Annotated in this window: 20 protein-coding genes; 9 read left to right on the top strand and 11 right to left on the bottom strand. The window is 48.7% G+C overall.

Going from position 1 to position 24127, the window contains the following annotated elements:
• The 8 genes from rfbB to C0068_RS14500 all read right to left on the bottom strand — a co-directional run.
• A partial coding sequence (gene rfbB / locus C0068_RS14535) for a dTDP-glucose 4,6-dehydratase (RefSeq protein WP_103685198.1) occupies positions 1-1029 on the bottom strand: 1029 nt, incomplete at its 3' end.
• 20 nt (positions 1030-1049) lie between these two features.
• Positions 1050-1625 carry a phosphoribosyltransferase gene (locus C0068_RS14530; protein WP_103685197.1) on the bottom strand — a complete coding sequence of 192 codons (576 nt, stop codon included), beginning with the start codon at positions 1623-1625 and terminating at the stop codon, positions 1050-1052.
• A gap of 4 nt (positions 1626-1629) precedes the next feature.
• Positions 1630-2226, bottom strand: a complete 597-nt coding sequence (locus C0068_RS14525; RefSeq protein WP_103685196.1) for an HAD family hydrolase — start codon at positions 2224-2226, stop codon at positions 1630-1632.
• On the bottom strand, positions 2204-3418 hold the full coding sequence (locus tag C0068_RS14520; protein ID WP_146047908.1) for an O-antigen polymerase: 1215 nt from the start codon (positions 3416-3418) through the stop codon (positions 2204-2206). The genes C0068_RS14525 and C0068_RS14520 overlap by 23 nt, the downstream gene beginning before the upstream one ends.
• The gene (locus C0068_RS14515; protein ID WP_158250002.1) at positions 3415-4221 is read right to left on the bottom strand and encodes a glycosyltransferase family 2 protein; all 807 of its coding nucleotides are present in this window, start codon (positions 4219-4221) and stop codon (positions 3415-3417) included. Before C0068_RS14515 ends, C0068_RS14520 begins: the two co-directional genes overlap by 4 nt.
• A 64-nt stretch (positions 4222-4285) precedes the next feature.
• The gene (locus C0068_RS14510) at positions 4286-5260 is read right to left on the bottom strand and encodes a glycosyltransferase family 2 protein (RefSeq protein ID WP_199176186.1); all 975 of its coding nucleotides are present in this window, start codon (positions 5258-5260) and stop codon (positions 4286-4288) included.
• Positions 5261-5266: 6 nt separating this feature from the next.
• Positions 5267-5902, bottom strand: a complete 636-nt coding sequence (locus tag C0068_RS14505) for a sulfotransferase family 2 domain-containing protein (protein WP_146047907.1) — start codon at positions 5900-5902, stop codon at positions 5267-5269.
• Between the two features lie 104 nt (positions 5903-6006).
• Positions 6007-7446 (bottom strand): undecaprenyl-phosphate glucose phosphotransferase, encoded by a 1440-nt coding sequence (locus C0068_RS14500; RefSeq protein WP_103685191.1) that lies wholly within the window; start codon positions 7444-7446, stop codon positions 6007-6009.
• Positions 7447-8606: 1160 nt separating this feature from the next.
• Here C0068_RS14500 and C0068_RS14490 point away from each other — a divergent pair.
• From C0068_RS14490 to C0068_RS14480, 3 genes are all read left to right on the top strand, one after another.
• Complete coding sequence (locus C0068_RS14490) at positions 8607-9743, top strand: polysaccharide export protein (protein WP_103685189.1); 1137 nt, start codon at positions 8607-8609, stop codon at positions 9741-9743.
• A gap of 135 nt (positions 9744-9878) precedes the next feature.
• Entirely contained in the window at positions 9879-12242 is a 2364-nt protein-coding gene (locus tag C0068_RS14485; protein ID WP_103685188.1) for a polysaccharide biosynthesis tyrosine autokinase, read from the top strand.
• Between the two features lie 694 nt (positions 12243-12936).
• The gene (locus tag C0068_RS14480) at positions 12937-13386 is read left to right on the top strand and encodes an REP-associated tyrosine transposase (RefSeq protein WP_103685187.1); all 450 of its coding nucleotides are present in this window, start codon (positions 12937-12939) and stop codon (positions 13384-13386) included.
• Between the two features lie 801 nt (positions 13387-14187).
• On the opposite strand, the gene C0068_RS14470 is transcribed toward C0068_RS14480, so the two are convergent.
• Together C0068_RS14470 and mutM are read right to left on the bottom strand one after the other, a co-directional pair.
• Complete coding sequence (locus tag C0068_RS14470; RefSeq protein ID WP_103685185.1) at positions 14188-15525, bottom strand: UDP-glucose dehydrogenase family protein; 1338 nt, start codon at positions 15523-15525, stop codon at positions 14188-14190.
• A 143-nt stretch (positions 15526-15668) separates the two neighbouring features.
• Positions 15669-16487 carry a bifunctional DNA-formamidopyrimidine glycosylase/DNA-(apurinic or apyrimidinic site) lyase gene (gene mutM, locus C0068_RS14465; RefSeq protein ID WP_103685214.1) on the bottom strand — a complete coding sequence of 273 codons (819 nt, stop codon included), beginning with the start codon at positions 16485-16487 and terminating at the stop codon, positions 15669-15671.
• A gap of 133 nt (positions 16488-16620) precedes the next feature.
• Here mutM and C0068_RS14460 point away from each other — a divergent pair, with 133 nt between their 5' ends.
• The 4 genes from C0068_RS14460 (at position 16621) to C0068_RS14445 (ending at position 22156) form a co-directional block, all read left to right on the top strand.
• Positions 16621-18612: a hydantoinase/oxoprolinase family protein gene (locus C0068_RS14460; protein WP_103685184.1), complete on the top strand. Its 1992-nt coding sequence runs from the start codon at positions 16621-16623 to the stop codon at positions 18610-18612.
• 86 nt (positions 18613-18698) lie between these two features.
• Positions 18699-21491: a class I adenylate cyclase gene (locus tag C0068_RS14455; protein WP_103685183.1), complete on the top strand. Its 2793-nt coding sequence runs from the start codon at positions 18699-18701 to the stop codon at positions 21489-21491.
• Between the two features lie 139 nt (positions 21492-21630).
• Positions 21631-21879 carry a type II toxin-antitoxin system Phd/YefM family antitoxin gene (locus tag C0068_RS14450; protein ID WP_103685182.1) on the top strand — a complete coding sequence of 83 codons (249 nt, stop codon included), beginning with the start codon at positions 21631-21633 and terminating at the stop codon, positions 21877-21879.
• Positions 21869-22156 carry a type II toxin-antitoxin system RelE family toxin gene (locus C0068_RS14445; protein WP_103685181.1) on the top strand — a complete coding sequence of 96 codons (288 nt, stop codon included), beginning with the start codon at positions 21869-21871 and terminating at the stop codon, positions 22154-22156. Before C0068_RS14450 ends, C0068_RS14445 begins: the two co-directional genes overlap by 11 nt.
• Before the next feature lie 66 nt (positions 22157-22222).
• On the opposite strand, the gene cyaY is transcribed toward C0068_RS14445, so the two are convergent.
• The gene (gene cyaY / locus C0068_RS14440; RefSeq protein WP_103685180.1) at positions 22223-22537 is read right to left on the bottom strand and encodes an iron donor protein CyaY; all 315 of its coding nucleotides are present in this window, start codon (positions 22535-22537) and stop codon (positions 22223-22225) included.
• 134 nt (positions 22538-22671) lie between these two features.
• Between cyaY and lptM the strand changes: the two genes are divergently transcribed.
• Positions 22672-22857 (top strand): LPS translocon maturation chaperone LptM, encoded by a 186-nt coding sequence (gene lptM / locus C0068_RS19480; protein WP_146047906.1) that lies wholly within the window; start codon positions 22672-22674, stop codon positions 22855-22857.
• Positions 22858-22863: 6 nt separating this feature from the next.
• On the top strand, positions 22864-24111 hold the full coding sequence (lysA, locus tag C0068_RS14430; RefSeq protein ID WP_103685178.1) for a diaminopimelate decarboxylase: 1248 nt from the start codon (positions 22864-22866) through the stop codon (positions 24109-24111).
• Positions 24112-24127 lie beyond the last annotated feature (16 nt).

The following is a 24127-nucleotide window of genomic DNA, read 5'->3' as shown; positions in this document are numbered from 1 at the left end:
CACCCGCTGCCACCATTGGGGATTATCAAGATACCACTGCACGGTTTTACGAATCCCTGACTCAAAGGTTTCTTGTGGCGTCCAGCCCAGCTCACGCTGAATCTTGCTGGCGTCGATGGCATAGCGCACGTCGTGCCCTGGGCGGTCTTTAACAAAGCTAATCAGGTCTTTAAAACCCTTGCCGTTTGCACGGGAGTTTGCATTCTCTGGCGCTAGCTCCTCGAGTAACTCGCAGATGGTTTCCACCACCTCGATATTGCGCTTCTCGTTGTGACCGCCGATATTGTAGGTCTCGCTCAGCCTACCCTCGCTCACTACCTTGAACAGTGCCCGGGCGTGGTCTTCTACATAGAGCCAATCACGAATCTGGCTGCCATCACCATAGACTGGCAGGGGCTTGCCGTGCAGCGCATTGAGAATAATGTGGGGCACTAGTTTTTCTGGGAAATGATAGGGGCCGTAATTATTGGAACAATTGGTGACGATAATCGGCAGGCCAAAGGTACGCCCCCACGCTCTCACCAAATGATCGGAACTTGCCTTGCTCGCGGAGTAAGGCGAACTGGGTTCGTATGAGGTGGTTTCGGTAAAGAGATCGGTCGTGCCGTGCAGATCGCCATACACTTCATCGGTGGAGATGTGGTGAAAACGAAAAGCCGCTTTTTTATCGCCCTCTAGTACCTGCCAGTAGCAACGTGCGGCCTCAAGCATATTGTAGGTGCCGACAATATTGGTTTGAATAAACGCACCGGGGCCATCAATGGAGCGATCAACATGGCTTTCTGCCGCAAGGTGCATCACAAAATCAGGTTGATGCTGAGCAAACACCGCATTGAGTGCGGCTAAATCGCAAATATCTAGGTGAGCAAAAGTGTAACGCTCTGAGCTTGCAGTATTGGGAAGCGATTCCAAATTACCCGCATACGTCAAGGCATCGACATTCACTACCGACACATCGGTATCTGCCAGTATGTGGCGAACCACGGCGCTACCGATAAATCCGGCACCGCCGGTGACCAAAATTTTCATATTCAAATATTAGCCAAAATCTAAGAATCTAGTGACCATGGAAACTTTACGATAGCCCTTTTATATAAAACATAATCGACTTGGCAGATTGGGTTTCGGAACGTTGTACATATTGCAGCCACTTTAATATCTGCTTGAGGGAATACTTCTCGAACCAATGATTCAACTGTAACCATTGTACTCCCAGAATCAACTGCATCGTCCACAATCAAAATGCTATTAGCCGAATCATTAAACTCAAAATGACCATCAACTATTATCGCCTCCCGCTGTTCAGCCGATCGTCCTTTAAGCAAAAAACTAAACTCTCTATAATAAACTTCTAAAATTCTTACCGTATTAGCAAACCATGACGGAAATAGCGAAACAATCTTCTCTAGCTTTAACTTTGTTTTCACTTTAGTCCCAGCTCTCTGGGCCTTAACGTGCACTTGAGGTAACCCACCTAACAATGTCATAGACGTCACCACATAACTCCCTCCACGAGCTATTCCAACAACAATATCTGGCTTAAATCCACTACTAATCACCTGCTCTGCCAAGCAAGCACATAATTCATCAAATTTGCTTACGGATCTTGCATCTAAGACCTTCATCAAATTACCCTTCAATAATCTCTAAGGAAGCACCAAATAATGCCTGGTAAGCACTACGACTAGATTCAACAGGGTTGCACAAAAAGACTTTCATCGCATTCCTTGCTAGTGGAAAATCATCAACACTATCTGTAAAAAGGGTATACTCTCTATCACCAAATCGTGACTCCTTATCAGCTAGCTTATTAACCCCGAAATTATTATAAAATACGCCCTCAACAAAACGAGAACTAACAACACCAACATCATATTGAAATATTTTTTTTACATGTTTCGCATAAACAGATGGCGCAGCCGTATAAATCACCACTTCGTCATACTCTTGAATTTTCTCCATAACCGGTGCACTAATCAGAAGCCGCATACTTTCCCAGAACTGTTCACACAATACATCTGGAACACTCAAAGCCTCCAATCCAGCCTTAAATTCCACGTGACTTAAAGTGCCCAATATTTTCCTTTTAAATAAAAGACATACAACTTGAAAAAATACACCCCTGCCAAAAAAAAACGTTTTCCGCAAAAGAAATAATGACCATGCAGGAAAACTATTTCCTTTCAAGATAGTTCCATCAAGGTCAACTAGCGCCAGTCCCGCCAAAACGGACCCCTCCAACGATAAAATATAAGAAAAATATTTGGAATATCGTATTTAAATTTAGAAAATTATTAGCAAATATTAGAAATGACAAGCATTGAAAGCATACGATAAATGATAAAAATCCAGCTACAGACCTAGTAAAATTCAAAAAAAAGACCGTAACCCCATAAAACACCGAAGACGACAAGAACACCCCAACCGCTCCGAATGATTCATAGAACTTTACGAATCCCGTACCTACATTAAAAGAATCGGATATTTGATAGTAATTATCAAAAGCTAGCTCTCCGGAATAATTAGCTCCCGGAAAAAAAAACTCTCTTATAGAATCTGTGGGGAGCAATCCACCAAGGAAGCTAAACGAATATGTAGCCGGCAAACTTAGCTGCATTGCATTAACTAAATTCGCTAAAGGCGTAGTAACGTAGATATAAAACCAAAGTAAACCTGTAGGCAAAAACTCAGGATACTCTACTTTAAGGCGAGAAAGACCAATTATTACATTCCGCCCAGTCCGAATATCACCAATAACACCAAACAGTAGAACGCCAATCACTCCACAGCCAATAACTACCAACTTGGTTTTAACGGTTCGATCAAACATAAGCAACATTAGTAGCGCCTGAAAAATGGTCACCATTATCATTTTTCTAGAAACAAATAGAGCAAATACTATTAAAATCATTACGACCGCCGCCAGCTTAAACTTTTGACGCTCTCCGGCCAAATACACAAAAAACCAACCCGTCGCTAAAGTGGCACCAAGAGACAATACCATTCCGTGCAGGGACGGAATACCAAAGGCAAAATGCGAAATTGACCTACCAAGTGCCATCGAAAGCAAAGGAACGTAACCCGCGTACAAAAACTCGACCAATGCAAGAATCACGAATAAAAATGTTAACCATCTTAGCCTGCGCTCAACTTTATATAAACAACAACTGAATCTGTACCCTGCTCTGACTACATTCAAAGACGCCATAGAAAAAATCAAAACAGCAGCCAGCCCTCCCGTCGCAATCAAAGCTAAAGCTAAAAAAATCCCTGTTAAACTTATGGTATTAAACAACGTCGTTATTGGAAAAAATATCATTAACCCCGCAACACTTGCCCATACTCCAGCAGTAACCCAATATACTCCCCATTGACTTATATCTATATGAATATCAGTGTATTCGTAACGACTCCTCACTTTATCAAACCCACTATGACTCTAATGTAATATGAAAGTAAAAATCGCAGATATGTAAACGGATTCTTCTTATATATCGAAATATATTTTCGTAAAATGGCTTTTCTTGCTAAAACCCCAGAATGGTAATTTTTAGTAATACTGTCTGACTGTACATAAGCAACAGCCAATGGCTCTTCTAAAAACAATCCGTCATATTTTTGAAATAATCTAATGGCTATATCCCAATCTTGAAATCTAGGTAAATTCTCATCAAAACCACCAATACTCAAAAATGCGTCTCGATCAACCAAAAGAGTTTGAGTGCTAACTTTGTTTTTATATAGCTGGCCGAAATCAATCAATGAAGAATCACCGCCAACCAACACAATGTTATCACCTGCTTTATATACATTGTTTGGATAAATTATAGGTGGGTGCCCCGCTTGAAGACGAATAAAGCTTGAAAAGCAAAATTCTGCCGACTTGGCACACAACGCTTCCACCTGTCGCCTAAGTTTATTCGGAAACCAAATATCATCACTATCCTGAAATGCCACAAAGTCTCCCGTAGCATTCTGTACGCCCAAATTTCTCGCATAGCAAGCCCCCTTTCTACCGCCAGTAGAAATTAAACGTACATTTTCCGGATAGTTGGAGTTCTCAAAATCAACAACAGTACTATCGGAAGATCCATCATCCACAACGATCACCTCAATAGCCGCGTATGATTGGCACAGCACACTATCAATTGCCCTAAACAATAGCTCTTGTCTATTATAAGTTGGGATCACAACACTAATTTGAAAAGATTTATTACTCATGAAGCTACCCATAAAATTCAATTAACAATCCAGCTGTAATACAATTTCATTCGACTCACCAAGTTCAAAATCCCGCAACATCTTTAGCGACTTCCTTCAATAAATTCTCACTCGAATACTTACCTTTTACTAACCTACCAATGATTAAGATAATTCTATGGAATAAAGCCTTTTCTCGCACCTCATGACGTTCTTTAAGGTCCGACAGCTCCTTACTCTTAATTCTATAGAGCATCGAAATTTCAGATTCACCAACCTCATTCACAACCGAAATAAGCTCTTCCAGCCTAGCTACAAACAAATTCAATCCTTCAATCTCAACACCCCGGTTACTTCTTCGATTACTGATAAAAAACTTCAATAAATGATTCAAAAAAACATCTAGTCTTGTTACTTTAGTCAGTCTATTAGCAATAAATTTAGATTCATTATTTTCGTGACGCCGGTATAGCTGAAGAACTTTTCTTTCGATTACTCTCCTATTCATTCCAACAGCAAACCCCACAATCCAATCATCATGCGCTGGATAGCTAGCTGGTATCGGCAAGCAGATATCAAGCAAATTTCGACGAATTGCACAGCAGCACCCCATAACAAAGGTATCTAGTGACAGCCCTGCTGATTCAATTTGACCGATCTTTGTCAAGCGGAGCTCATTCAGGTCTTTGTCAACAAGCGCTGCGTCATTCATAATAATCATTGCACGTGAATTTTCTTGTGCAACAGCTTCCATACAAGCTATTTTACCCGGCAACCAGACATCATCTTGATCACTTAGTAGCACTAATTCGCCCGTTGTCTTCATTAATGCAGCATTAAAATTTCTGCAATAACCTAAATTTTCCACATTCTTATAAAATTCAACTTTAAACGGCGCTTTTTTCGCGAATTCTTTAACAATAGCTTCTGTTTCATCCGATGAACAATCATCACTAATAATTAACTCATCCGGCTGTCGACTCTGCTCAATAAAACTTTGAAGCTGCGCAGACAAATAACCACCACCGTTATATGTCGCCATAGCTATTGATATTTTCATATATCCTCAAAAAAAATTAACGTAATCAATATTATAAATTTTTCTTATTTTCTCTTCGGTATCTTGCGGCAAATCAACCCTATTTGCCGTACTATTAATCACAGGAAACTCCCCCTTTATCGGTGGACAAAGAGATACTGAAGCGAAGTCATTTAAGATTGCTTTAATTTCCGCCAACTTATAAATTCTATCTACAATAACTACCCTCTTATCTTTTGCACTACACACATAACTAGATTGTGTATGAAAATGAAAAAGATCATTATTACTATCAATATCAATATCACAAATGTAATCGACAAACTCTTCAATAGACCTATTTTTTATATATTTTTCATATATTTTCCGATCATTCTCCGAACGCCCACCCTCGCCCAAATAAGCGTAAGCAGACACAAATCTTGCAATAGGCTCCCTTACACACGCGAAAACAAAACTACTTTCATATAATTTTGGATCTAAAAGCTTTACATCTGAGGCCCGTACATGATGTACGGTGTGCCCATACAGAGTCATTCCAATTGACTGCCCTGCATTCTTCGGAATATGAATAAAAATCGTTTTTGTAAACCGGAAACTTCTCGGACAAACAGGCACACCAATCACTCGATGCTTGATAATTTTCCGAAGATTCTTAATCAAAACCTAACCCTCACTAATATTAACACGTGATTACAACGTTCATTGTCTATCATACGTTCAAGAACAAAACGGCACCAAATCAGATACTTATAAATTAAGCATGATTAATAAACATCACCACCAATAAAACCTTTAAAAATAGTTTTAAATACAATCTTCAAATCCATCCAAACCGACCAATTCCGAATATAAAACAAATCGAATTCAATCCGCTTTTGCATTTTTTCGAGGGTATCAGTCTCACCACGCCAACCATTCACCTGTGCCCAACCTGTAATACCAGGCTTGACCAAATGACGCTGCATGTAGCCACTGATTTGATCGCGGTATAATTCATTGTGAGCAACCGCATGGGGACGAGGGCCAACAATACTCATTTTGCCCTGCAATACGTTGATGAATTGAGGGAGTTCATCAAGCGAGGTTTTTCTAATAAAAGCACCGACTTTGGTAATGCGCTCATCGCCCTTTGTGGCTTGCATAACTACATCGCCGTTGTCGCAGGCGTTCATAGAGCGGAACTTCCACACCATGATTTCTTCGCCGTTAATACCGTAGCGGCGTTGCTTAAAGATCACTGGGCCTTTAGAGGTAAGCTTCACTGCTGCCGCAATAAATAACATGGGGATGGCAATGATGCATAAAATAATGGAGCTTAGCACCACGTCTTCGGTACGTTTAATTACGGCATCAAAGGAATCGAAGGGGGTATCGTAAACACTGACTACCGGCAAACCACCAATTTCTCGGCTGCGGGCGTTGAGCATTTTAAAGGTGAATACGTCAGGCACGATGTGTACGCAGCAGGAGCTATTGGCCAAGTAATCTACTAGCTCTTTAATGGTTTCTTCTTCGCGCATGGGTAGGGCTATATAAATGTCGTCAAACTCACCAGCGCGAGCTTGCTCTTTTAGGAGTTCGATATTACCCATTACTTGGAGCTGTTCTTTTTTTAATGGGCGACTACCAATACTGACGCGGTTGTCGTAAAAGCCTGTAATGTTCATACCCATCCACGGGCTTTGCAGTATGCTTTGGGCCAGCGTAAGGCCTGGTTCTTTGGCGCCAACAATTGCTACTTTGCGGGTATTTACCCCTGTGCGGCGCATTTCTCGCAGTACTATTCTTGCCGACACACGGTAAAAGCTAATGGCCACTGGCACGGCTAAAGACCACGCTACCATTACCCCGCCACCGTAGGATTCGTTTAATTCAAATACAAATACCACACTGAGCAGCGCGCCCATGACCACTAACCATGTTAAGAACACAGTTTTTACTTCGTTTAATAAGGATTGGCCACGCCAAGAAAAATACAGTCCGGTCTTGTGAGCGCAGACGTGGTAACAAAGAGAACTGACAAAGGCGGCGGCTTGATAGCAAATTTCCCAAGAGGCATCAGCCACATTGACCAATACCGCCAATAGACCCCAGATTAATAAAACGTCTGTAAGCTGATGTATGCCGACAAGCATAGACTGGTGCTGGCGGATAAAACCACCGGATTGCACTGAATGGCTCGCACTTATCTGTTTGGTGTTCACAGCAACTCCCTCGCTAGGAATTTGGTCTTGGTACTAAATTGAAAGCGGGCAATCCTTTGACGGCCTTCGTGTCATTCGGGCGTTCGACTGCGAAACTTCAATAAAGCTCCGCACATGCAGGCATTTTACCTTGTAGGGCATTTAAGCTTAGTCGCTATTCAGCAATTTGCACTAAATAAGCACCGTCGCCCGCGATAGGCGCGCAATTTTGCGCCAATTGTGGGCACTTTCCAAGTGTAACGCGCCCAAAATGCCTAGCATTCACAGGAAGAAGTCCCATAAACGCGCACTGTAGCGCATTTATGTTACAGCTAATCAACTGCTACCGTTGGTAACGCTTAGATTTTAAGCTAGCTGAGCAAAGGGGGTTGTAGCAATTTGTGGGCCAAGGTGGGTGTGTTTAGGTTTAGGTTTAGGCCGAGCCCTTCGCGGTCGGGCGAGGTGAATGTGTTCAGATTTAGCCCGAGCAATCGCGGTCGGCGCCCGCTCCTACGGGGGTGGTTTGTAGGAGGCCGCGCCTGAGGCCGATGGAATTACGTGTAAGACCCAGCCCAAAACCATCGCGGTCAGAGCCCGCTCCTACGGGTGATCGTACGGTGATTTTTGTAGGAGGCCGCGCCTGAGGCCGATGAATTACGCTCAGATTTTGCTCGAGCTATCGCGGTCGGCGCCCGCTCCTACAGGGGGGGTGGCATTGTATGTTCGTGGTGGTTTTGTAGGAGGCCGCTGGCCCAGGCCACCTTCTCTTGCGATGAAGCCGCAATTCACCTTGTCTGAGGCCGATGAATTGCGCTCAGATTTTGCTCGAGCTATCGCGGTCGGCGCCCGCTCCTACATGTAATAACGATAAACTATTACCTTAACTTATTTGTCACACTTTTGGTGTTAGGGTGGCTCGGTTTGTGCTTTAGTGCGCTAAAAGAGCGCTGGTGTGACGATTGCAAGATCGTTATGATTGCGTCTTTATGTATTTTGCGCATAAACAGTAGAGCCGTGCTTTACAAGGAAGCTGGCCGTACGCCAAGGGATGGAGCTGCATTTATTGTTTACTTGCCTCTCCACGTACGTCGCTGGCGAAGGTCGCTATTTAATTTTGATTCGTACCTGGTGCGGTCTCACAAACCAAGGTATACAAATACCGCAGCAATGGAACCATCTGCATGAAAATCTTAAAATTAAGCCTTTTAATTACCTTATTTGCCAGCACCGCTGCCTGTACGATTGTACCCGGCAGCCATATGAGCTCTTTTAAGTCAGTGGTATTTGACGACACCCCGAGCAGCTACGCCTCTGCTAAGACCAAAACCCGTCATATTCCAATTAATGCCACTGTGCTCAGCCATTTAAATGCCGTTGAACCACGTGAAGCAGCGCCTAATTTAGCCCTGCAGCAACAGCTTAAAAAATATAACTACTATATTGGCCCCGGCGATGTCTTAACCATTACGGTATGGGAGCACCCAGAGCTGACCATTCCCGCGGGTTCTTTTAGAACCGCAGCAGAAGGTGGTAACGAGGTTAAGGCCGACGGCACGGTGTTTTATCCTTATGCGGGCAATATCTCTGTTGCGGGCTACACCACCAATGAGGTTAAGCAACTACTGGAAGAGCGCTTAGGCTCGGTAATTAAAAGACCGCAAATAGATGTACGCGTCGCTTCCTTCAACAGCCAAAAAGTCTATGTGACTGGCGCGGTTAATCAACCCGGTATAATACCTATTTCTTCTACGCCGCTGACCCTTGTCGATGCCATTGAGAGATTAGGCGGGCTAACAGACACTGCCTCTTGGGGTACGGTAACGCTAACCCGTCACGGTGTTGCCAAAGACATTTCTTTACGCGCCTTATACGAAGATGGTCGCTGGTCTGAAAATGTGTTGCTGCAAGACGGCGACTTAATTCACGTGCCACGTAACGATGCCGACAAGGTCTTTGTACTCGGCGAGGTGAATCGCCCTAGAAGTTTAAATATGTCTAGAAACGGCACCAGCTTGGCGGAGGCATTGGCCGAGGCCAACGGCATAAACGAAAACCGCGCCGATGGCCGAGGGGTGTATGTATTGCGCAACACCGGCATTAGCAAAAACGAGGAAGGCGCACCGGTTTACGAAGCAACCATTTACAACTTAAATGCCGCCTCCGCGATAGGCTTTATGCTGGCAGACAAGTTCCCACTTGAGCCCCGCGACATTGTCTATGTGTCGCCGGCACCAATCTCCCGCTGGAACCGCTTCTTAAGCCAGTTGCTGCCGTCTATCGTGGCCACAGACAATATTACTGACATAGAAAGTAACTAATTACATCTGAGTGCGGTTGGGAACACCGCACTCAGATGCTTAAATTATAGAGTACGCCACCGCTGGGCCGCTTACGCGGGAATACGCGCTCTCTACCATGATTTAAATTTTTACCAAAATTCGGTACTCGATTTTATGACAAGCCAAACACCCGCAACGCCGCAAAGCAATCCTTATAGCCCCGCCCCTAGTAATAGTAACCGTCAACATGATGACGAAATCGATTTGCTGGCCTTGTTTGGTACGTTATGGGATTCGAAAGTACTGATATGCGTTATTACCTTCTGCTTTATGGTTTTAGGGGTGAGTTATGCCCTGCTAGCAACCCCCGTTTACCGCGCTAATGCGATTGTTCAGGTAGAAGAAAAATCCCCCGGTCTGCCCGGCATGAGCGAAGTTAGCGAAATGTTTGGCGGTGAGTCTGCGGCGGTTACCGAAATTGAGTTACTTAAAAGCCGCAAGGTTATCGGCACTGCTGTTGATGATTTGCACTTAGATATTATTGTTACCCCGCATTACTTCCCGATTATTGGCCCTGCCATTGCGCGTCGTTATAGCGGTGCTGAAGGTGAGCTAAACGCCCCCTTACAAGAAAATTGGTTCAGTAAACTTATTTCTGCTGTGCAATATGGTACCCGCACTGTTATCAATATTTTTAGTGACAAGAAAAGTGTGCCGAGTATTGCCAGCGATGCTTGGGGCGGAGAGCAAATTTCGGTAAGTCGGTTTGATGTTCCTGCGGCGTTTTTCAATGAGGAACACACGTTAATTGCCGGCGAAAGCGGCGATTACACTTTGCTGTCTCCCGACGATGAAGCGATTCTCTCTGGCACGGTAGGAAAAACCGCAATTGCCTCAGGGTATGAGGTTTTTATTAATAAACTCCACGCTCGCCCTGGCACCATGTTTTCGGTAAGCAAGCGCCGTCGTCTGAGCGCAATTCTTGATTTGCAGGGGACACTTGGTGCGTCGGAAAGAGGGAAGGACTCGGGAATTATCGCCCTGTCTTTAGAGGATACCGACCCAGACCATGCAGTTGATATTTTAAATGTTGTGGCCCGCACTTATTTACGCCAAAACGTTGAGCGCCAATCTGCTGAGGCGGCCAAAAGCCTAGACTTTTTAAAAGAGCAATTACCCACTATTAAAAAGGATCTAGAAGAAGCGGAGCGCAAGTTTAACTCTTACCAAGTTAAAGCCGGCTCGGTGAACATTAGCGCCGAGGCAGAGGCCCTGCTTGATCAGGTAGTCGATATTGAATCTAGCATGGCAGAGTTACAGCTTAAAAAGGCCGAACTTGATCGTCTATACACCAAGGATCACCCCGCCTACCAAGCCTGGCGTGAGCAAATGGCCGAGCAGCGCGCGCGTAAAGAAGAGTTTGGCGAGCGAATTAAGGGCCTGCCAGAAACCCAGCAAGAATTATTGGGTTTAAAGCGCGACCTAGAAGTGGGTACCGAAATTTATACCCAAATGCTCAATAATATCCAAGAGCTAGATATTGTGCGGGCCGGCACGGTGGGTAATGTGCGTATTATTGACGATGCCGCCGTAAATATTGAAGAGCCCGTTAAGCCTAAAAAGGCCTTGGTTGTGGTAATTGCAACCCTGCTGGGTGGCTTCTTAGGTGTTGCATTGGTATTGGTGCGCGCCGCCTTGAATCGCGGTGTAGAGAATCCTGACGACATTGAAGCTATTGGTCTGCCCGTTTACGCAACGATTCCGCTATCGGCTGAGCAAACCAAGCAGGACCGTGCGGCTTTAGGTAAGCGTAAAAGTAGGCTCAATCACCGCCGGCTAGCCAATCAGCACCCGACCACGCTGTTGGCTCACAGCAATCCGGCTGATATCACTATAGAGTCATTGCGCAGCCTAAGAACTAGCCTGCACTTTGCCATGCTTGAATCCAGCAATAACATTATGATGATTTCTGGCCCCAGCCCTAGCGTGGGTAAGTCCTTTGTGTCTGGAAACCTTGCGGCTGTTATCGCGCAATCAGGACAGCGTGTTTTGTTAATTGATATGGATTTGCGCAAGGGCTATTTACACAAAATGTTTGGCATGGACGCTGGCGATGGCGTTTCTGGCGTGCTCAGTAAGCGAGTTAGTTTGAGCGATGCCATCAAACCAACACGGGTTGCCGAACTTTCTATTTTGCCGCGCGGGCCCATTCCACCCAATCCGTCTGAGCTGCTTATGAGTAAGCGTTTATCAGAGTTATTGGCGTCGGTAAGCAAAGCTTTCGATATGGTTATTGTGGATACGCCCCCAATTATGGCGGTAACAGATGCCGCTATTGTGGGCCGCCAATGTGGCGTGACAATGCTTGTTGCCCGCTTTGGACTAAACCCCATAAAAGAGCTAGAAGTCACCAAGCGTCGCTTTGAGCAAAATGGCATAACCGTAAAAGGCGTTGTGTTAAATGCAGTTGAACGCCGCGCCGCAGGTTATGGCTATGGGTACGGCTATTACCATTATGAGTATAAGTCGGATAAGTAGGGGGAGTCGGAGGTTTTGTAGGAGGCCGCTGGCCTAGGCCACCTTCTCTTGCGATGAACCCGAAATTCACCTTGGCCGATGCATTACGTGCAATACCCCGCCAAAGACATCGCGGTCAGGCGCCCGCTCCTACACGCGGTGCGCTGGTTTTGTAGGAGACCGCGCCTGAGGCCGATGAATTACGCGCAATACCTTGACCTTGGCCCATGCATATCGCGGTCGACCGAGGTGAATGCGCTCAGACCGAGCCCGAGCCAATCGCGGTCAGGCGCCCGCTCCTACACGCGGTAATACGGTTTTGTAGGAGGCCGCGCCTGAGGCCGATGAATTACGCTCCCCGCCTCGTCCGAAGCCGATAGGATTACGTGCAATATCTTGGCCCGAGCCAATCGCGGTCGGCGCCCGCTCCTACACGTGATCGTACGGTGGTTTTGTAGGAGGCCGCGCCTGAGGCCGATGAATTACGTGCCAAACCTTGTCCGAAGTTGATTGATTACGTGCAACACCTTTACCCATGCACATCGCGGTCAGGCGCCCGCTCCTACACGTGGTGGTGCGGTGGTTTTTGTAGGAGGCCGCGCCGAGGCCGATGAATTACGCTCCCCACCTTGGCCAAAACCGATGATGGTTGGTTTACGATTTAACCAGCAATAGATTAAGCTTGACCCGAATCGTTATCCAAGGATGGATGCCAATGAATAACCCGCCGAAGGGTAATAATCTACGTTTGGGCCGACGCTCTTTGCCTGGGCAGGTTTACTTAATTACCACTTGCACTGCGCATCGCCAGCCTTATTTCAATAATTTTTGGGTAGGGCGAGGTGTTGTTGCGGCTTTGCGGGAGGTAGAGGACGCTACTACCCTTGCGTTTGTGGTGATGCCAGATCACTTACATTGGTTAATGATATTGCATGACAATGCATCGCTTGCGCGCACGGTTCAGTTCCTGAAAACACGGTCTGCTCGGAATGTGAAATGTCTTGCTACATGCGATGGAGTTTGGCAGCGTGGCTTTCATGATCGCGCGTTAAGACGGGATGACGATGTTGTTGCGGCGGCGCGGTATATCGTTGCAAATCCATTACGAGCGGGTCTTGTCGAGAATGTTGGGGAGTATGCGCTTTGGGATGCGATTTATTTTTAATGATGTTGTCGCGGTTGGCGCGAGGTGAATTGCGCCCAGACCCAAGCCCAGCCCGAGCCAATCGCGGTCAGAGCCCGCTCCTACAGGTGATGGTATGGTGGTTTTTGTAGGAGGCCGCGCCTGAGGCCGATTGAATTACGTGCAAAACCATGTCCGAAGCCAATAGGATTACGCGCAATACTTTGGCCCGAGCAAATCGCGGTCAGGCGCCCGCTCCTACACGTGGTGCGCTGGTTTTTGTAGGAGGCCGCGCCGAGGCCGATTGAATTACGTGCAAAACCATGTCCGAAGCCAATAGGATTACGCGCAATACTTTGGCCCGAGCAAATCGCGGTCAGGCGCCCGCTCCTACGCGTGGTGCGCTGGTTTTTGTAGGAGGCCGCGCTGAGGCCGATCGAATTACGCGCAAAACCTTGTCCAAGGTTGATTGATTACGTGCGACACCTTGGCCCGAGCCAATCGCGGTCAGCGCCCGCTCCTACACGATGGTATGGTGGTTTTTGTAGGAGGCCGCGCTGAGGCCGATCGAATTACGCACAAAACCATGTCCGAAGCCAATAGGATTACGCGCAATACCTTGGTCCGATCCAATCGCGGTCAGGCGCCCGCTCCTACGCGTGGTGCGTTGGTTTTTGTAGGAGGCCGCGCCTGAGGCCGATGAATTACGCACAATACCCCACCAAACACATCGCGGTCAGGCAAGGTGAATTGTGCTCATACCCAGCCCGAGCAAATCGCGGTCGGCGCCCGCTCCTACGCTCCTACGCTCCTACGCTCCTACGCTCCTACGCTCCTACGCTCCTACGTTCTTACGCTTCGGCCACGGCCTATGCCGTAGTAGGCGATGCCTTGTGCTTCTAGTATGGCTGGGTCGTATAGATTGCGGCCGTCGAATATCACGGCGTGGTTGAGGGTTTCTTTTATTAGGTCGAAGTCTGGAGCTTTAAAGGCGTTCCATTCTGTGCAGACCACTAGGGCGTCTGCGCCGTTTAGTGCCGATTCTTTGGTGCCCATTAGGTTTAGGTCTGCGCGGGTGCCGTATATGCGTTGGGTTTCGTTCATGGCTTCGGGGTCGTATGCCTGTACTATGGCGCCGACGGCCCAGAGGTTTTCCATGAGTACTCGGCTGGATGCGTCGCGCATATCGTCGGTATTCGGTTTAAAAGACAGTCCCCACAGGGCGATGCGTTTGCCAGCTAGGTCGCCGTTAAAATAAGACTGAAGATGGCTAAATAGTTTCTCTTTTTGGCGACCATTCACCGCCTCTACTGAGCGCAGCAGTTCTGGGGTGTAGCCGACTTTTTCTGCTGTTCTTACCAAGGCTTGCACGTCTTTGGGGAAGCAGGAGCCGCCGTAGCCGCAGCCCGGATAGATAAAGTGGTAGCCAATACGCGGGTCTGAGCCTATGCCCAGCCGCACTTTTTCGATGTCGGCGCCGAGTTTTTCTGCCAGATTCGCCATTTCATTCATAAAGCTAATTTTGGTTGCCAGCATGCAGTTGGCGGCGTATTTGGTCAATTCCGCCGAGCGCACGTCCATGACGATCAATTTTTCATGGTTGCGGTTAAATGGTGCGTAGAGCTCGCGCATTTTACTTTCGGCAACGGCGCTGTCGGTGCCGATCACAATACGGTCTGGGCGCTGGCAGTCTGCGACCGCTGCGCCTTCTTTCAGGAATTCTGGGTTAGATACCACGTCAAAATCTAAGCTCACACCCCGCGTTTTTAATACGGCGGCAATGCACTCGGCGACTTTGTCTGCGGTGCCCACCGGTACGGTGGATTTATCGACAACTATCTTGGGGCTTTCCATATAGGTGGCGATGGTTTTTGCTACCGCCAAGACATATTGCAAATCTGCAGAGCCGTCTTCGTCTGGCGGGGTGCCCACGGCGATAAACTGGATTTTGCCGTGCTTTACGCCAAACTCGGCATCGGTGGTAAATTGCAAACGTTCAGCTTCGTAATTGCTCTTTACGAGGGGCGTTAAGCCCGGCTCGTATATTGGAATAATGCCGTTTTTTAAATTCTCGACACGCTCGGCATTCACATCAACACAGACAACATCGTGGCCTACCTCTGCCAATACCGCCGCCTGCACTAGGCCAACATATCCAATACCAAAGACCGTAACTTTCATTTCAATTTTTCTCGTACATCAAATTGTGAATTGAAGGAATTCTAACACGCTAAAAAGTCAGTTCGTGGAAAATATATGCCAAACAGCGCATGTCGATGCACTCCGACCTCACGCTCAAAATTCAGCCAGTGTTGATAAGCGGATTACTTTTGGCAGGCCTTGCAAAATACCGTGGTGCGCTGCGCTAAGCGGATCTCTTGCAAGACTCGCTCGCAGGTCGAGCAAGGTTCGCCACCGCGACCATAAACCTGTAGTTCTTGCTTGAAATAACCTGGCTTGCCGTCGCCCCCAACAAAATCCTTTAGGGTTGTGCCGCCCTGTGTAATGGCATATTCCAGCACTTGCTTTACCGCCGCCACCAAGCGGGTGTAACGGGCGAGGCTGATGCTGCCCGCCTCGCGCAATGGTGAGATTCCCGCCATAAACAGCGCTTCATTGGCGTAAATATTCCCCACCCCAACGACGACATGGGCGTCCATTAAAAAGCTCTTTATAGGCACCTTGCGCTTTCTGGAGCGCTTAAACAGATAGGCGGCGTCGAATTCTGGCGTCAGTGGCTCTGGCCCCAGCGAGGCAAAGAGTTTGTGGCTGGAGACATCGTCACCGGCGATCCATATTACCGCGCCGAAACGTCTTGGGTCGGTGTAGCGCAGCACTTGGCCGTCGCTGAGTAAAAAATCGAGGTGGTCGTGTTTGGCAACGGGGGTATTGGCACTCACAAAATAAAGCCGCCCCGACATGCCAAGGTGAATCACCAAATAGCCGGTATCTAGGCGCAATAAAACGTATTTTGCTCGGCGCTCAACGCTGCGAACCTCTTTGCCGCGCAGTAAATCATCTAGGTTTGGGTCGACCGGCCAGCGCAGGCGGTGATCTCTTACAATGGTTTTTTCAAACCGCCTTGTAAGAAGATGCGGGGCTATGCCGCGTTTGACGGTTTCGACTTCGGGTAATTCTGGCACGGCAGGCTCGGCTTCATAAATAGACGCTGGATTGTATCTCAGCTTTTGCCTTATCGTCATGAATACCGCCCCAAGCGATGACAAATGCATGGCGACTGGCGACAATGGCCCAGGATTTTTATTTGAGTGAATTATGCTAGATCAGGCTTACCTTGGTGTTGATACCGGCGGCACCTTTACCGATTTTGTGTTGCTGCAGGATCAAACCATACGCAGCTATAAATGCCCGTCCACCCCCGAGCGCCCGGAGTTAGCCATTTTGCATGGCATCCGCGAAATGGGCCTGCAGGATTTGCTAGACCAAGGTAGGCTGCTGGTCGTACACGGCTCAACGGTGGCAACCAATGCCGCGCTGGAAGGCAAAGGCGCGAGAACGGTCTTTATTACTAACCGTGGCTTTGCTGATATTTTAACGATTGGCCGCCAAACCCGCGACGCCCTTTACGAGCTTAGACCCGCGCCTAAAGCCGCGCCGGTGCCCCGCGAGCTTTGCTTAGAAACCAGCGGCCGAATTGGCGCAGACGGCAATATCATCGACGGACTTAGCCAAACAGAGCTAGATGCCTTGATGGCAGAAATTAAGCGCCTAAAACCCGAGGCGGTGGCGATTAATTTATTATTCTCGTTTATCAACGCCGACTTTGAAAAAGCCATTGCCAAGCAAATTCCCGCCGATATTTTTGTGTCTTGCTCCTCTGAAGTATTACCCGAATACAAGGAATACGAGCGCGGTATGGCCACTTGGCTAAACGCTTGGCTGGGGCCAAAGGTGGCGAGCTATTTACGCAATTTACAGAGCGCCTTAAAGACCACCCCCATAGCGGTGATGCAATCTTCTGGCGGCACCACCGACGCCAGCAATGCCTCGCAACGCGCGGTTAATTTATTGCTGTCTGGCCCCGCTGGCGGTTTGGCGGCGGCAAAACATATTAGCCAGATTTTACATCGCCCCCAATTATTGACTTTTGATATGGGCGGCACCTCTAGCGATGTCGCCCTGATTAACGGCAATATCAAATTGACCAATGAAGGCAAAATTGGCCCCTACCCCGTGGCGGTGCCCATGGTAGATATGCACACGATAGGTGCTGGCGGCGGCTCAATCGCCTATTTAGACGAGGGCGGTATGCTGCGTGTTGGGCCGGAGTCTGCCGGCGCAGAACCGGGGCCAGCCTGTTATAGCAAAGGCGGCACACGGCCCACCGTGACCGACGCCAATGTCGTACTCGGACGCCTACCCGCTACCGCCCGTTTAGGCGGTGCGATGCCCTTAAATGTCGATGCCGCCCACCGCGCTGTAGGCGAACTCGCCAGCGCACTAGGTATCAGCACAGAGGCCACCGCCACCGGTATTATCGACATGGCCAATGAACACATGGTACGCGCGCTGCGGGTTATTTCTGTGCAGCGAGGCCACGACCCCGCCGATTTCAGTCTCTGCTGTTTTGGCGGAGCGGGTGGCTTGCATATTTGCGCTTTAGCCGAAGCCTTGGGCTGTTCCGACATTATTGTGCCTAATTACGCCGGCGTGTTTTCTGCGCTGGGAATGCTGCTAGCGCCAAGAGAGCGACAACTTTCCCGCACGATTAATATTGGCCTTGCGGATTTAGACCCGAACACTTTGCACCAGAATTTGCAGGACTTAGCCGCTAGCGGTCGCCAACAATTGCTAGCCGAAGGAATTAGCGCCTCACAAATTACCGCGCAGGCCAGTGTTGATCTATGCTATGTCGGGCAGTCTTACACGCTTAACTTAGCGTGGCAGGACGATATACCGGCGCTTGAGCAGGCATTTCACCGCGCCCATCGCGACCTCTACGGTCACGAGCTGGCACTGCCGGTGCAGCTTATCAATATTCGCCAAGCATTGCGGGCCGACACCCTCGCCCTAAACTTGCCAGATATTAGCGACGGCCCACCGGCCGCTGCCGTCGATGTTCAAAACGTCATCAGCAGCAAGGGCGCAATTGAGGTGCCGCGCTATGAACGCAGCGACTTACGCCGCGAGCAGTGCCTCGATGGGCCAGCACTTATTAGCGATGCCACCTCCACCTTGTGGTTGGAGCAAGGCTGGCGGGCCAGCGTTGATCGCCAAGGGCATTTGCTGCTCACGCGAATACGCTAGCCGCCTGAGACTGCGGTAATACCGCACATGACAAGTGGCGGTGATTGCCGGTACAGTGGACTCAGAATGACAGCGGATCACAATGCATGGCGGATACGTCACCCCACAGTCAGCCCCACAATTCTCTATTCGATCGCGGCATTAGCCACGACGGATTAGCGCAAATTCGCGAACGCTTTTTAAACCTGAATCGCGAACGGCTATTGCGCACCCGCACCGCACTACTCCCTAGACAGCAGATCTTTTTAGATTTATTGCCACTGCTCATTCATATTAATCACCCGATTTTGCCCGGCTATAACAGCTTGAGTGCGCCCTGCGGTATTGATGGCTACCAACCCGACGCCCTCACCTTGGATCGGGTGCGCAATAATATCGCCCGCAGTGTGAACTATCGCCCCGAAGACCAAGCGCCGCCGCAAATTCACAGCATATTTTTAATGGGTTCCTGCGGCACCGTTGCCCAAGCCGAAAGCTCTGACCTCGATATTTGGCTTTGCCATCACGCCAACATTGATGAAGCCGGTTTAGAAAAGCTCTACCACAAGGCGGGAGCGATTTCTGAATGGGCCAAATCGCTGGGCTTAGAAATTCATTTTTTCTTGATGAACAACGACCAGTTTCGGCGCGGTCACCGCGACCGCATTAGCGCGGAGTCTGCGGGCACCAGTCAGCATTTTTTATTATTAGATGAATTTTATCGCAGTGCGTTATTGGTTGCCGGTCGCTACCCCATTTGGTGGTTGGTGCCGCCGGAAGAAGAGGTCAATTACCAAGAGTACACCGCCCTACTCCACTCCCAAGGCTTTGTTGGTCCAAATGAGTCTATCGACTTTGGCGGGGTGTCGAATATTCCCGCTGGGGAGTTTATTGGCGCGGGGGTTTGGCAGCTTTATAAGGCCATAAACTCGCCCTATAAAGCGGTGCTCAAACTACTGCTGACCGAAGCTTATGCGCGGGATTTTCCCAGAGTTTACCCGCTGGCTGTTAGCCTGAAGCAGGCCATTTATGATGGCAACTCCAACGCCGACGCACTCGACCCCTACATCATGGTCTACCAGCGTTTGGCAAATTACCTAAATGATCGCAAGGAGTTTGACCGCCTAGAGCTGGTTCGCCGCGCGTTTTATTTTAAAGTGGGCATTCGCCTGTCACAGCTCGGCGCTGCCAACACCACATGGCGTCGCCCCTTGCTAGAAAAATTAATTCAGGAATGGCAATGGCCGCCAGAACAGCTACTCAACCTCGACACCCGCAGCCGCTGGAAACTCCGCCGCGTGCGAGAAGAACACCGTTTTTTGGTTGCCGAGCTCACCAATAGCTACCGCTTTTTGCAAGACTTTGCCAAGCGCAGCAAACGTCCGGCGCTGATTAAATCACAAGAAATGACGCTGTTGGGCCGCAAGTTATACGCCGCCTTTGAACGCAAACGCTACAAGGTAGAATGGCTAAACCCCGGTATTGCACCGGATTTGTCGGAGGAGCAATTATTCTTTCACGCCTCTGGCTACGGCAGCGACCGTCGCTGGGCGGTGAGTACCAGCGCCCGTCATGATTTTGAGGCCGACGCTATTTTGCAAGAACACGATCACCTCAGCGGTCTGCTGTGTTGGTGCTATTGCAACGGCCTGATCAACGACTATACCCGCCTGCGGCTCAATGGCCGGCAAGAGGGTGTAAACGAAGCGGATTTGCGGCGTTTGGCTACCCACTTACGACAGTATTTACCGCGTCATGCTTACTCTGCAGATCCGGCAAAACACGAGGCTTTTAATCGTCCTAAAGTGCCCGAAACCCTGCTGATGTATGTCAACCTAGGTCAGCACGCCCTAAATATGCTGGGGACTGCGGGTCTAGCAAATCGCAATGATAACTACCCGATTAATCACATTGAAATTGTGGTAATTAATAGCTGGGGTGAAGTGTCGTCAATTGCCTACGGCGGTGCCGAAACGGTACTGAATACCTTTAAGGTTTATCAGCAGTTAATGGTCGCCGCCGCGCGGGGAACTCACCCGCCCGTTATTCGGATGCTGTGTTTTAATGATCCTGACAATAAATTACTGAAGCGAACCCAGCATCTACCCAAGCTGCTCTATCGGGCCTTCTACACCGAGCCTGCGAATAAACGCTTACTCATTCGCTTAAATGACGGATTTTATATTTTGCAGTCCCGCAACGACGAGCTGCAAAGCATCCAAGCCAACAACTACTCCACACTGATTCAATGTTTAGGCCGTGGCCAAACTGAATACAGCCCTATTCTGATGGATAGGTTCTGCGCACCAGGCTCCGCGCTTACCTCTATTATTCACACTGCCAACACTGCCGATTGCTATGTATTTTTCCATCGCAGAGAAGCCGAAGCAGACCTATTTTTGCGTGACGAACGCGGCTCTCTGCACCACAGCAGCGGCGCCATTAGCACGGAAGAAAACCTTGTACAGCCGCTGCTAGCCTTTTTGTTTGAATGCCAAAAAGAACAGCAAAGTAGCCACTCATTTTATGTGTATGAATTGCACCAAGACGGCGAGACATGGACCAGTGAACAAAAAGGCATTTTTACCGAGCCGCCTACGAGTGAGCAGCTTCCGCACACCAGCATTGATTTAGAGGCGATCGCCCAGACGCAAGAATCTGGGCGGCTGGTGTTTGATATGCGCTGCAACGACCAATTATTTAGCTACGCACAATCTGGTCAGCTTTTATTCGACGAGCTTGCGGAGCAGCTTCAATTATTGAACGAACGCCCCCAGCATTATCAGCTTAGCCGCATTAATTTAAGTGTTATGCCGCCACAGCAAAGCTGCGTGTATATGCGCTACAAACAGCATATTGAAGAAATATTGAACACCTCTGTATTAGCAGCAAAACAATAAAGTAGTTAAGCAATAACCCTCAGTACTGATAGAGCGCACTCCAGTCAACGCGGTTAAATCCTTTAAAGGTGCGACTAAAGGTGCTTTAATAGGTCTAATATATACACTTTTTAAAGTATTTCTTACAGGTTGAATATTTATGATTACGTCAATTCTCACCGAATGCACTATAAGCATTACCGAACTGAAAAAAAATCCAATGGCCGTTGTGAATGGTACAGAGGGCTTCCCTGTTGCGGTTTTAAACCGTAATCAGCCCGCTTTTTACTGCGTTCCCGTTGCAGCGTATGAAGCAATGATGGATCGACTAGAGGACTTGGAGTTAGCCGCACTGGTGCTTGAGCGTGAAAACGACCCAGAAGTCGAGGTCGCCATAAGTGATCTATAAGCTCAAATTTCGGCAGCAGGCATTGAAGGAGTGGCGCAAGTTAGCTCCCCCCATACGCGACCAGTTTCGTCAGCGCCTGCTAGAAAGGCTGGAAAATCCGCGAATAGAATCAGCCCGCCTACACTCCATGAAAGACGCTTACAAAATAAAGCTACGTGCGGCCGGTTACCGCTTGGTTTATCAAGTACGAGATGCGGAAGTTGTGGTGTCTGTTGTCGCTGTTGGTAAGCGAGAAAGGCACGCTGTTTATAGTAAGGCTGGAGAAAGAATCAAATAATTTTGGTTAATCAAAATATGCAATTAAAAGCTTAACAACTTTAGGCACATATTAGCGCGGTGAACCTTAGTTCAGCTGCAAAGCTTCGCCTATTTGCTCGCGGCTGATCTCAGTCAGCATATCGGCCAGCGTTTGTTCTGTGCGGGCGCAATACCATTCGTCGTTTTGCCAAACGTAGTGAAAACCACCTGAGCGCGCTGCCAGCCACAACTCTCTTGTTGCGGTTTGGCGACTGAAAATTAATGCGCTGCCGTCTGGGCATTGCAGTGTGAGCACCCCGCCGCTAATTTCGCAGTCCACGTCGGCATCGAGCTCGTCTACGGCGTCTTCAATGGTGGCAAACAAGTCATCGATATTGTCGTTGAATTCAACGTCGTTCATAGTGGCGTCCGTTAGCGAGCGTGTTGGCCGGCAGTATACTAAGCTTGGCGATTCTCTGCAGCTCGTCGACAGCCATTGGGCTTGTTGCGGGAGCTAGGTATAATGCGCGCCTTAGTTCATTTTGGGGCATGATTATGGTCGGCATTCGCATTGCAGCAATTTGCGGCGCAGTTTTACTCGGTGCCTGCGGGCAAACCGGCCCACTTGTGCTTGCTAATGACAATATTGATACCGAGGAAAGCGCGCCTGTAGAGTCGCCGGCAAGCACCACCATATCTCCCAAAAGCCCCAATAACGCGACCACACCGTCTGCAGAGTAAGCTTATATGTCTCCTTTTCATTACCTAAACGGCGAGCTTCACGCCGAGTCTGTGCCACTTAGCAAAATTGCTGCGGAGTTTGGCAGCCCCTGCTATGTCTACTCGCGGGCCTATCTTGAGCAACGCTTTAGCGAATACACCGAGGCTTTAGCGGGACAGGATCATTTGGTTTGCTACGCCGTAAAAGCAAATTCCAATATCGCCGTGTTAAATGTTTTGGCGCGGCTCGGTGCCGGCTTTGACATTGTGTCTGTTGGCGAACTGGAACGTGTGTTAGCGGCGGGCGGCAAGCCCGAGCGCATTGTGTTTTCTGGTGTGGGCAAAACCGCCGCAGAAATGCAGCGCGCCTTGGAAGTGGGTATTCACTGCTTTAATGTTGAGTCCGAGGCTGAATTAGAGCGCCTGAACGGTGTTGCCGCAGCCATGAATGTAACTGCGCCAGTTTCAGTGCGGGTGAATCCAGATGTTGACGCCAAGACCCACCCATATATTTCTACCGGCCTGCGCGACAATAAATTTGGCATCGACATTGAGCGCGCGCCGGAGGTTTACCGTCGCGCCGCGTCGCTGCCTAATCTGCAAGTCAAAGGCGTCGATTGTCATATTGGCTCCCAGCTCATCGACACCAGCCCCTTTTTAGATGCCCTTGATCGCGTTTTAGCATTGGTGGATGTGCTCGCGGGCATGGGCATTACTATCTCTCATCTCGACCTTGGTGGCGGCTTGGGCGTGCGCTACCGCGACGAAACCGCGCCGGTAACCGGCGATTATATTCGCGCTATCAGAGAGAAATTGGGCGACCGTAAAGTCACCCTGATGTTTGAGCCCGGCCGTTCGATTGCCGCCAATGCTGGTGTTCTGTTAACGCGAGTTGAGTATTTAAAACTCAATGAGCACAAAAATTTTGCGATTATCGACGCCGCCATGAACGACATGATTCGACCATCGCTGTATTCCGCGTGGATGGATTTATTGGCCGTACAACCCCGCCAAGACGGTCTTCTCCGCAGCTATGACTTTGTTGGCCCAGTGTGTGAAACCGGCGACTTTTTGGCAAAAGATCGCGAACTTTGTATAGAGGAAGGTGATTTACTCGCCTTGGCGTCGAGCGGTGCCTATGGATTTACCATGAGTTCCAATTACAATAGCCGAGGACGTGCGGCAGAAGTCATGGTGGATGGCGACAACTATCACCTCATTCGCGCCCGCGAAACTGTCACCGACCTGATGCGTGGCGAAACTGTGTTGCCCTGAGGCGAACGATAGCGCT

Origin of the sequence: Zhongshania marina, from assembly GCF_002915595.1 — a bacterium.
GTDB classification, from domain to species: domain Bacteria; phylum Pseudomonadota; class Gammaproteobacteria; order Pseudomonadales; family Spongiibacteraceae; genus Spongiibacter; species Spongiibacter marinus_B.
The sequence above is the reverse complement of the archived record's forward strand: the minus strand, read 5'-3'. Positions and strand labels throughout refer to the sequence as shown.

Excerpts from the sequence above, each read along its gene's own strand:
- C0068_RS14490 (WP_103685189.1), top strand. The coding sequence starts at position 8,607 with ATGAAAATCTTAAAATTAAGCCTTTTAATTACCTTATTTGCCAGCACC.
- C0068_RS14450 (WP_103685182.1), top strand. The coding sequence starts at position 21,631 with ATGATTACGTCAATTCTCACCGAATGCACTATAAGCATTACCGAACTG.
- C0068_RS14470 (WP_103685185.1), bottom strand. The coding sequence starts at position 15,525 with ATGAAAGTTACGGTCTTTGGTATTGGATATGTTGGCCTAGTGCAGGCG.
- C0068_RS14460 (WP_103685184.1), top strand. The coding sequence starts at position 16,621 with ATGCTAGATCAGGCTTACCTTGGTGTTGATACCGGCGGCACCTTTACC.
- cyaY (WP_103685180.1), bottom strand. The coding sequence starts at position 22,537 with ATGAACGACGTTGAATTCAACGACAATATCGATGACTTGTTTGCCACC.
- C0068_RS14480 (WP_103685187.1), top strand. The coding sequence starts at position 12,937 with ATGAATAACCCGCCGAAGGGTAATAATCTACGTTTGGGCCGACGCTCT.
- C0068_RS14455 (WP_103685183.1), top strand. The coding sequence starts at position 18,699 with ATGGCGGATACGTCACCCCACAGTCAGCCCCACAATTCTCTATTCGAT.
- lptM (WP_146047906.1), top strand. The coding sequence starts at position 22,672 with ATGGTCGGCATTCGCATTGCAGCAATTTGCGGCGCAGTTTTACTCGGT.
- lysA (WP_103685178.1), top strand. The coding sequence starts at position 22,864 with ATGTCTCCTTTTCATTACCTAAACGGCGAGCTTCACGCCGAGTCTGTG.
- C0068_RS14510 (WP_199176186.1), bottom strand. The coding sequence starts at position 5,260 with ATGAAAATATCAATAGCTATGGCGACATATAACGGTGGTGGTTATTTG.
- C0068_RS14515 (WP_158250002.1), bottom strand. The coding sequence starts at position 4,221 with ATGAGTAATAAATCTTTTCAAATTAGTGTTGTGATCCCAACTTATAAT.
- C0068_RS14530 (WP_103685197.1), bottom strand. The coding sequence starts at position 1,625 with ATGAAGGTCTTAGATGCAAGATCCGTAAGCAAATTTGATGAATTATGT.
- C0068_RS14485 (WP_103685188.1), top strand. The coding sequence starts at position 9,879 with ATGACAAGCCAAACACCCGCAACGCCGCAAAGCAATCCTTATAGCCCC.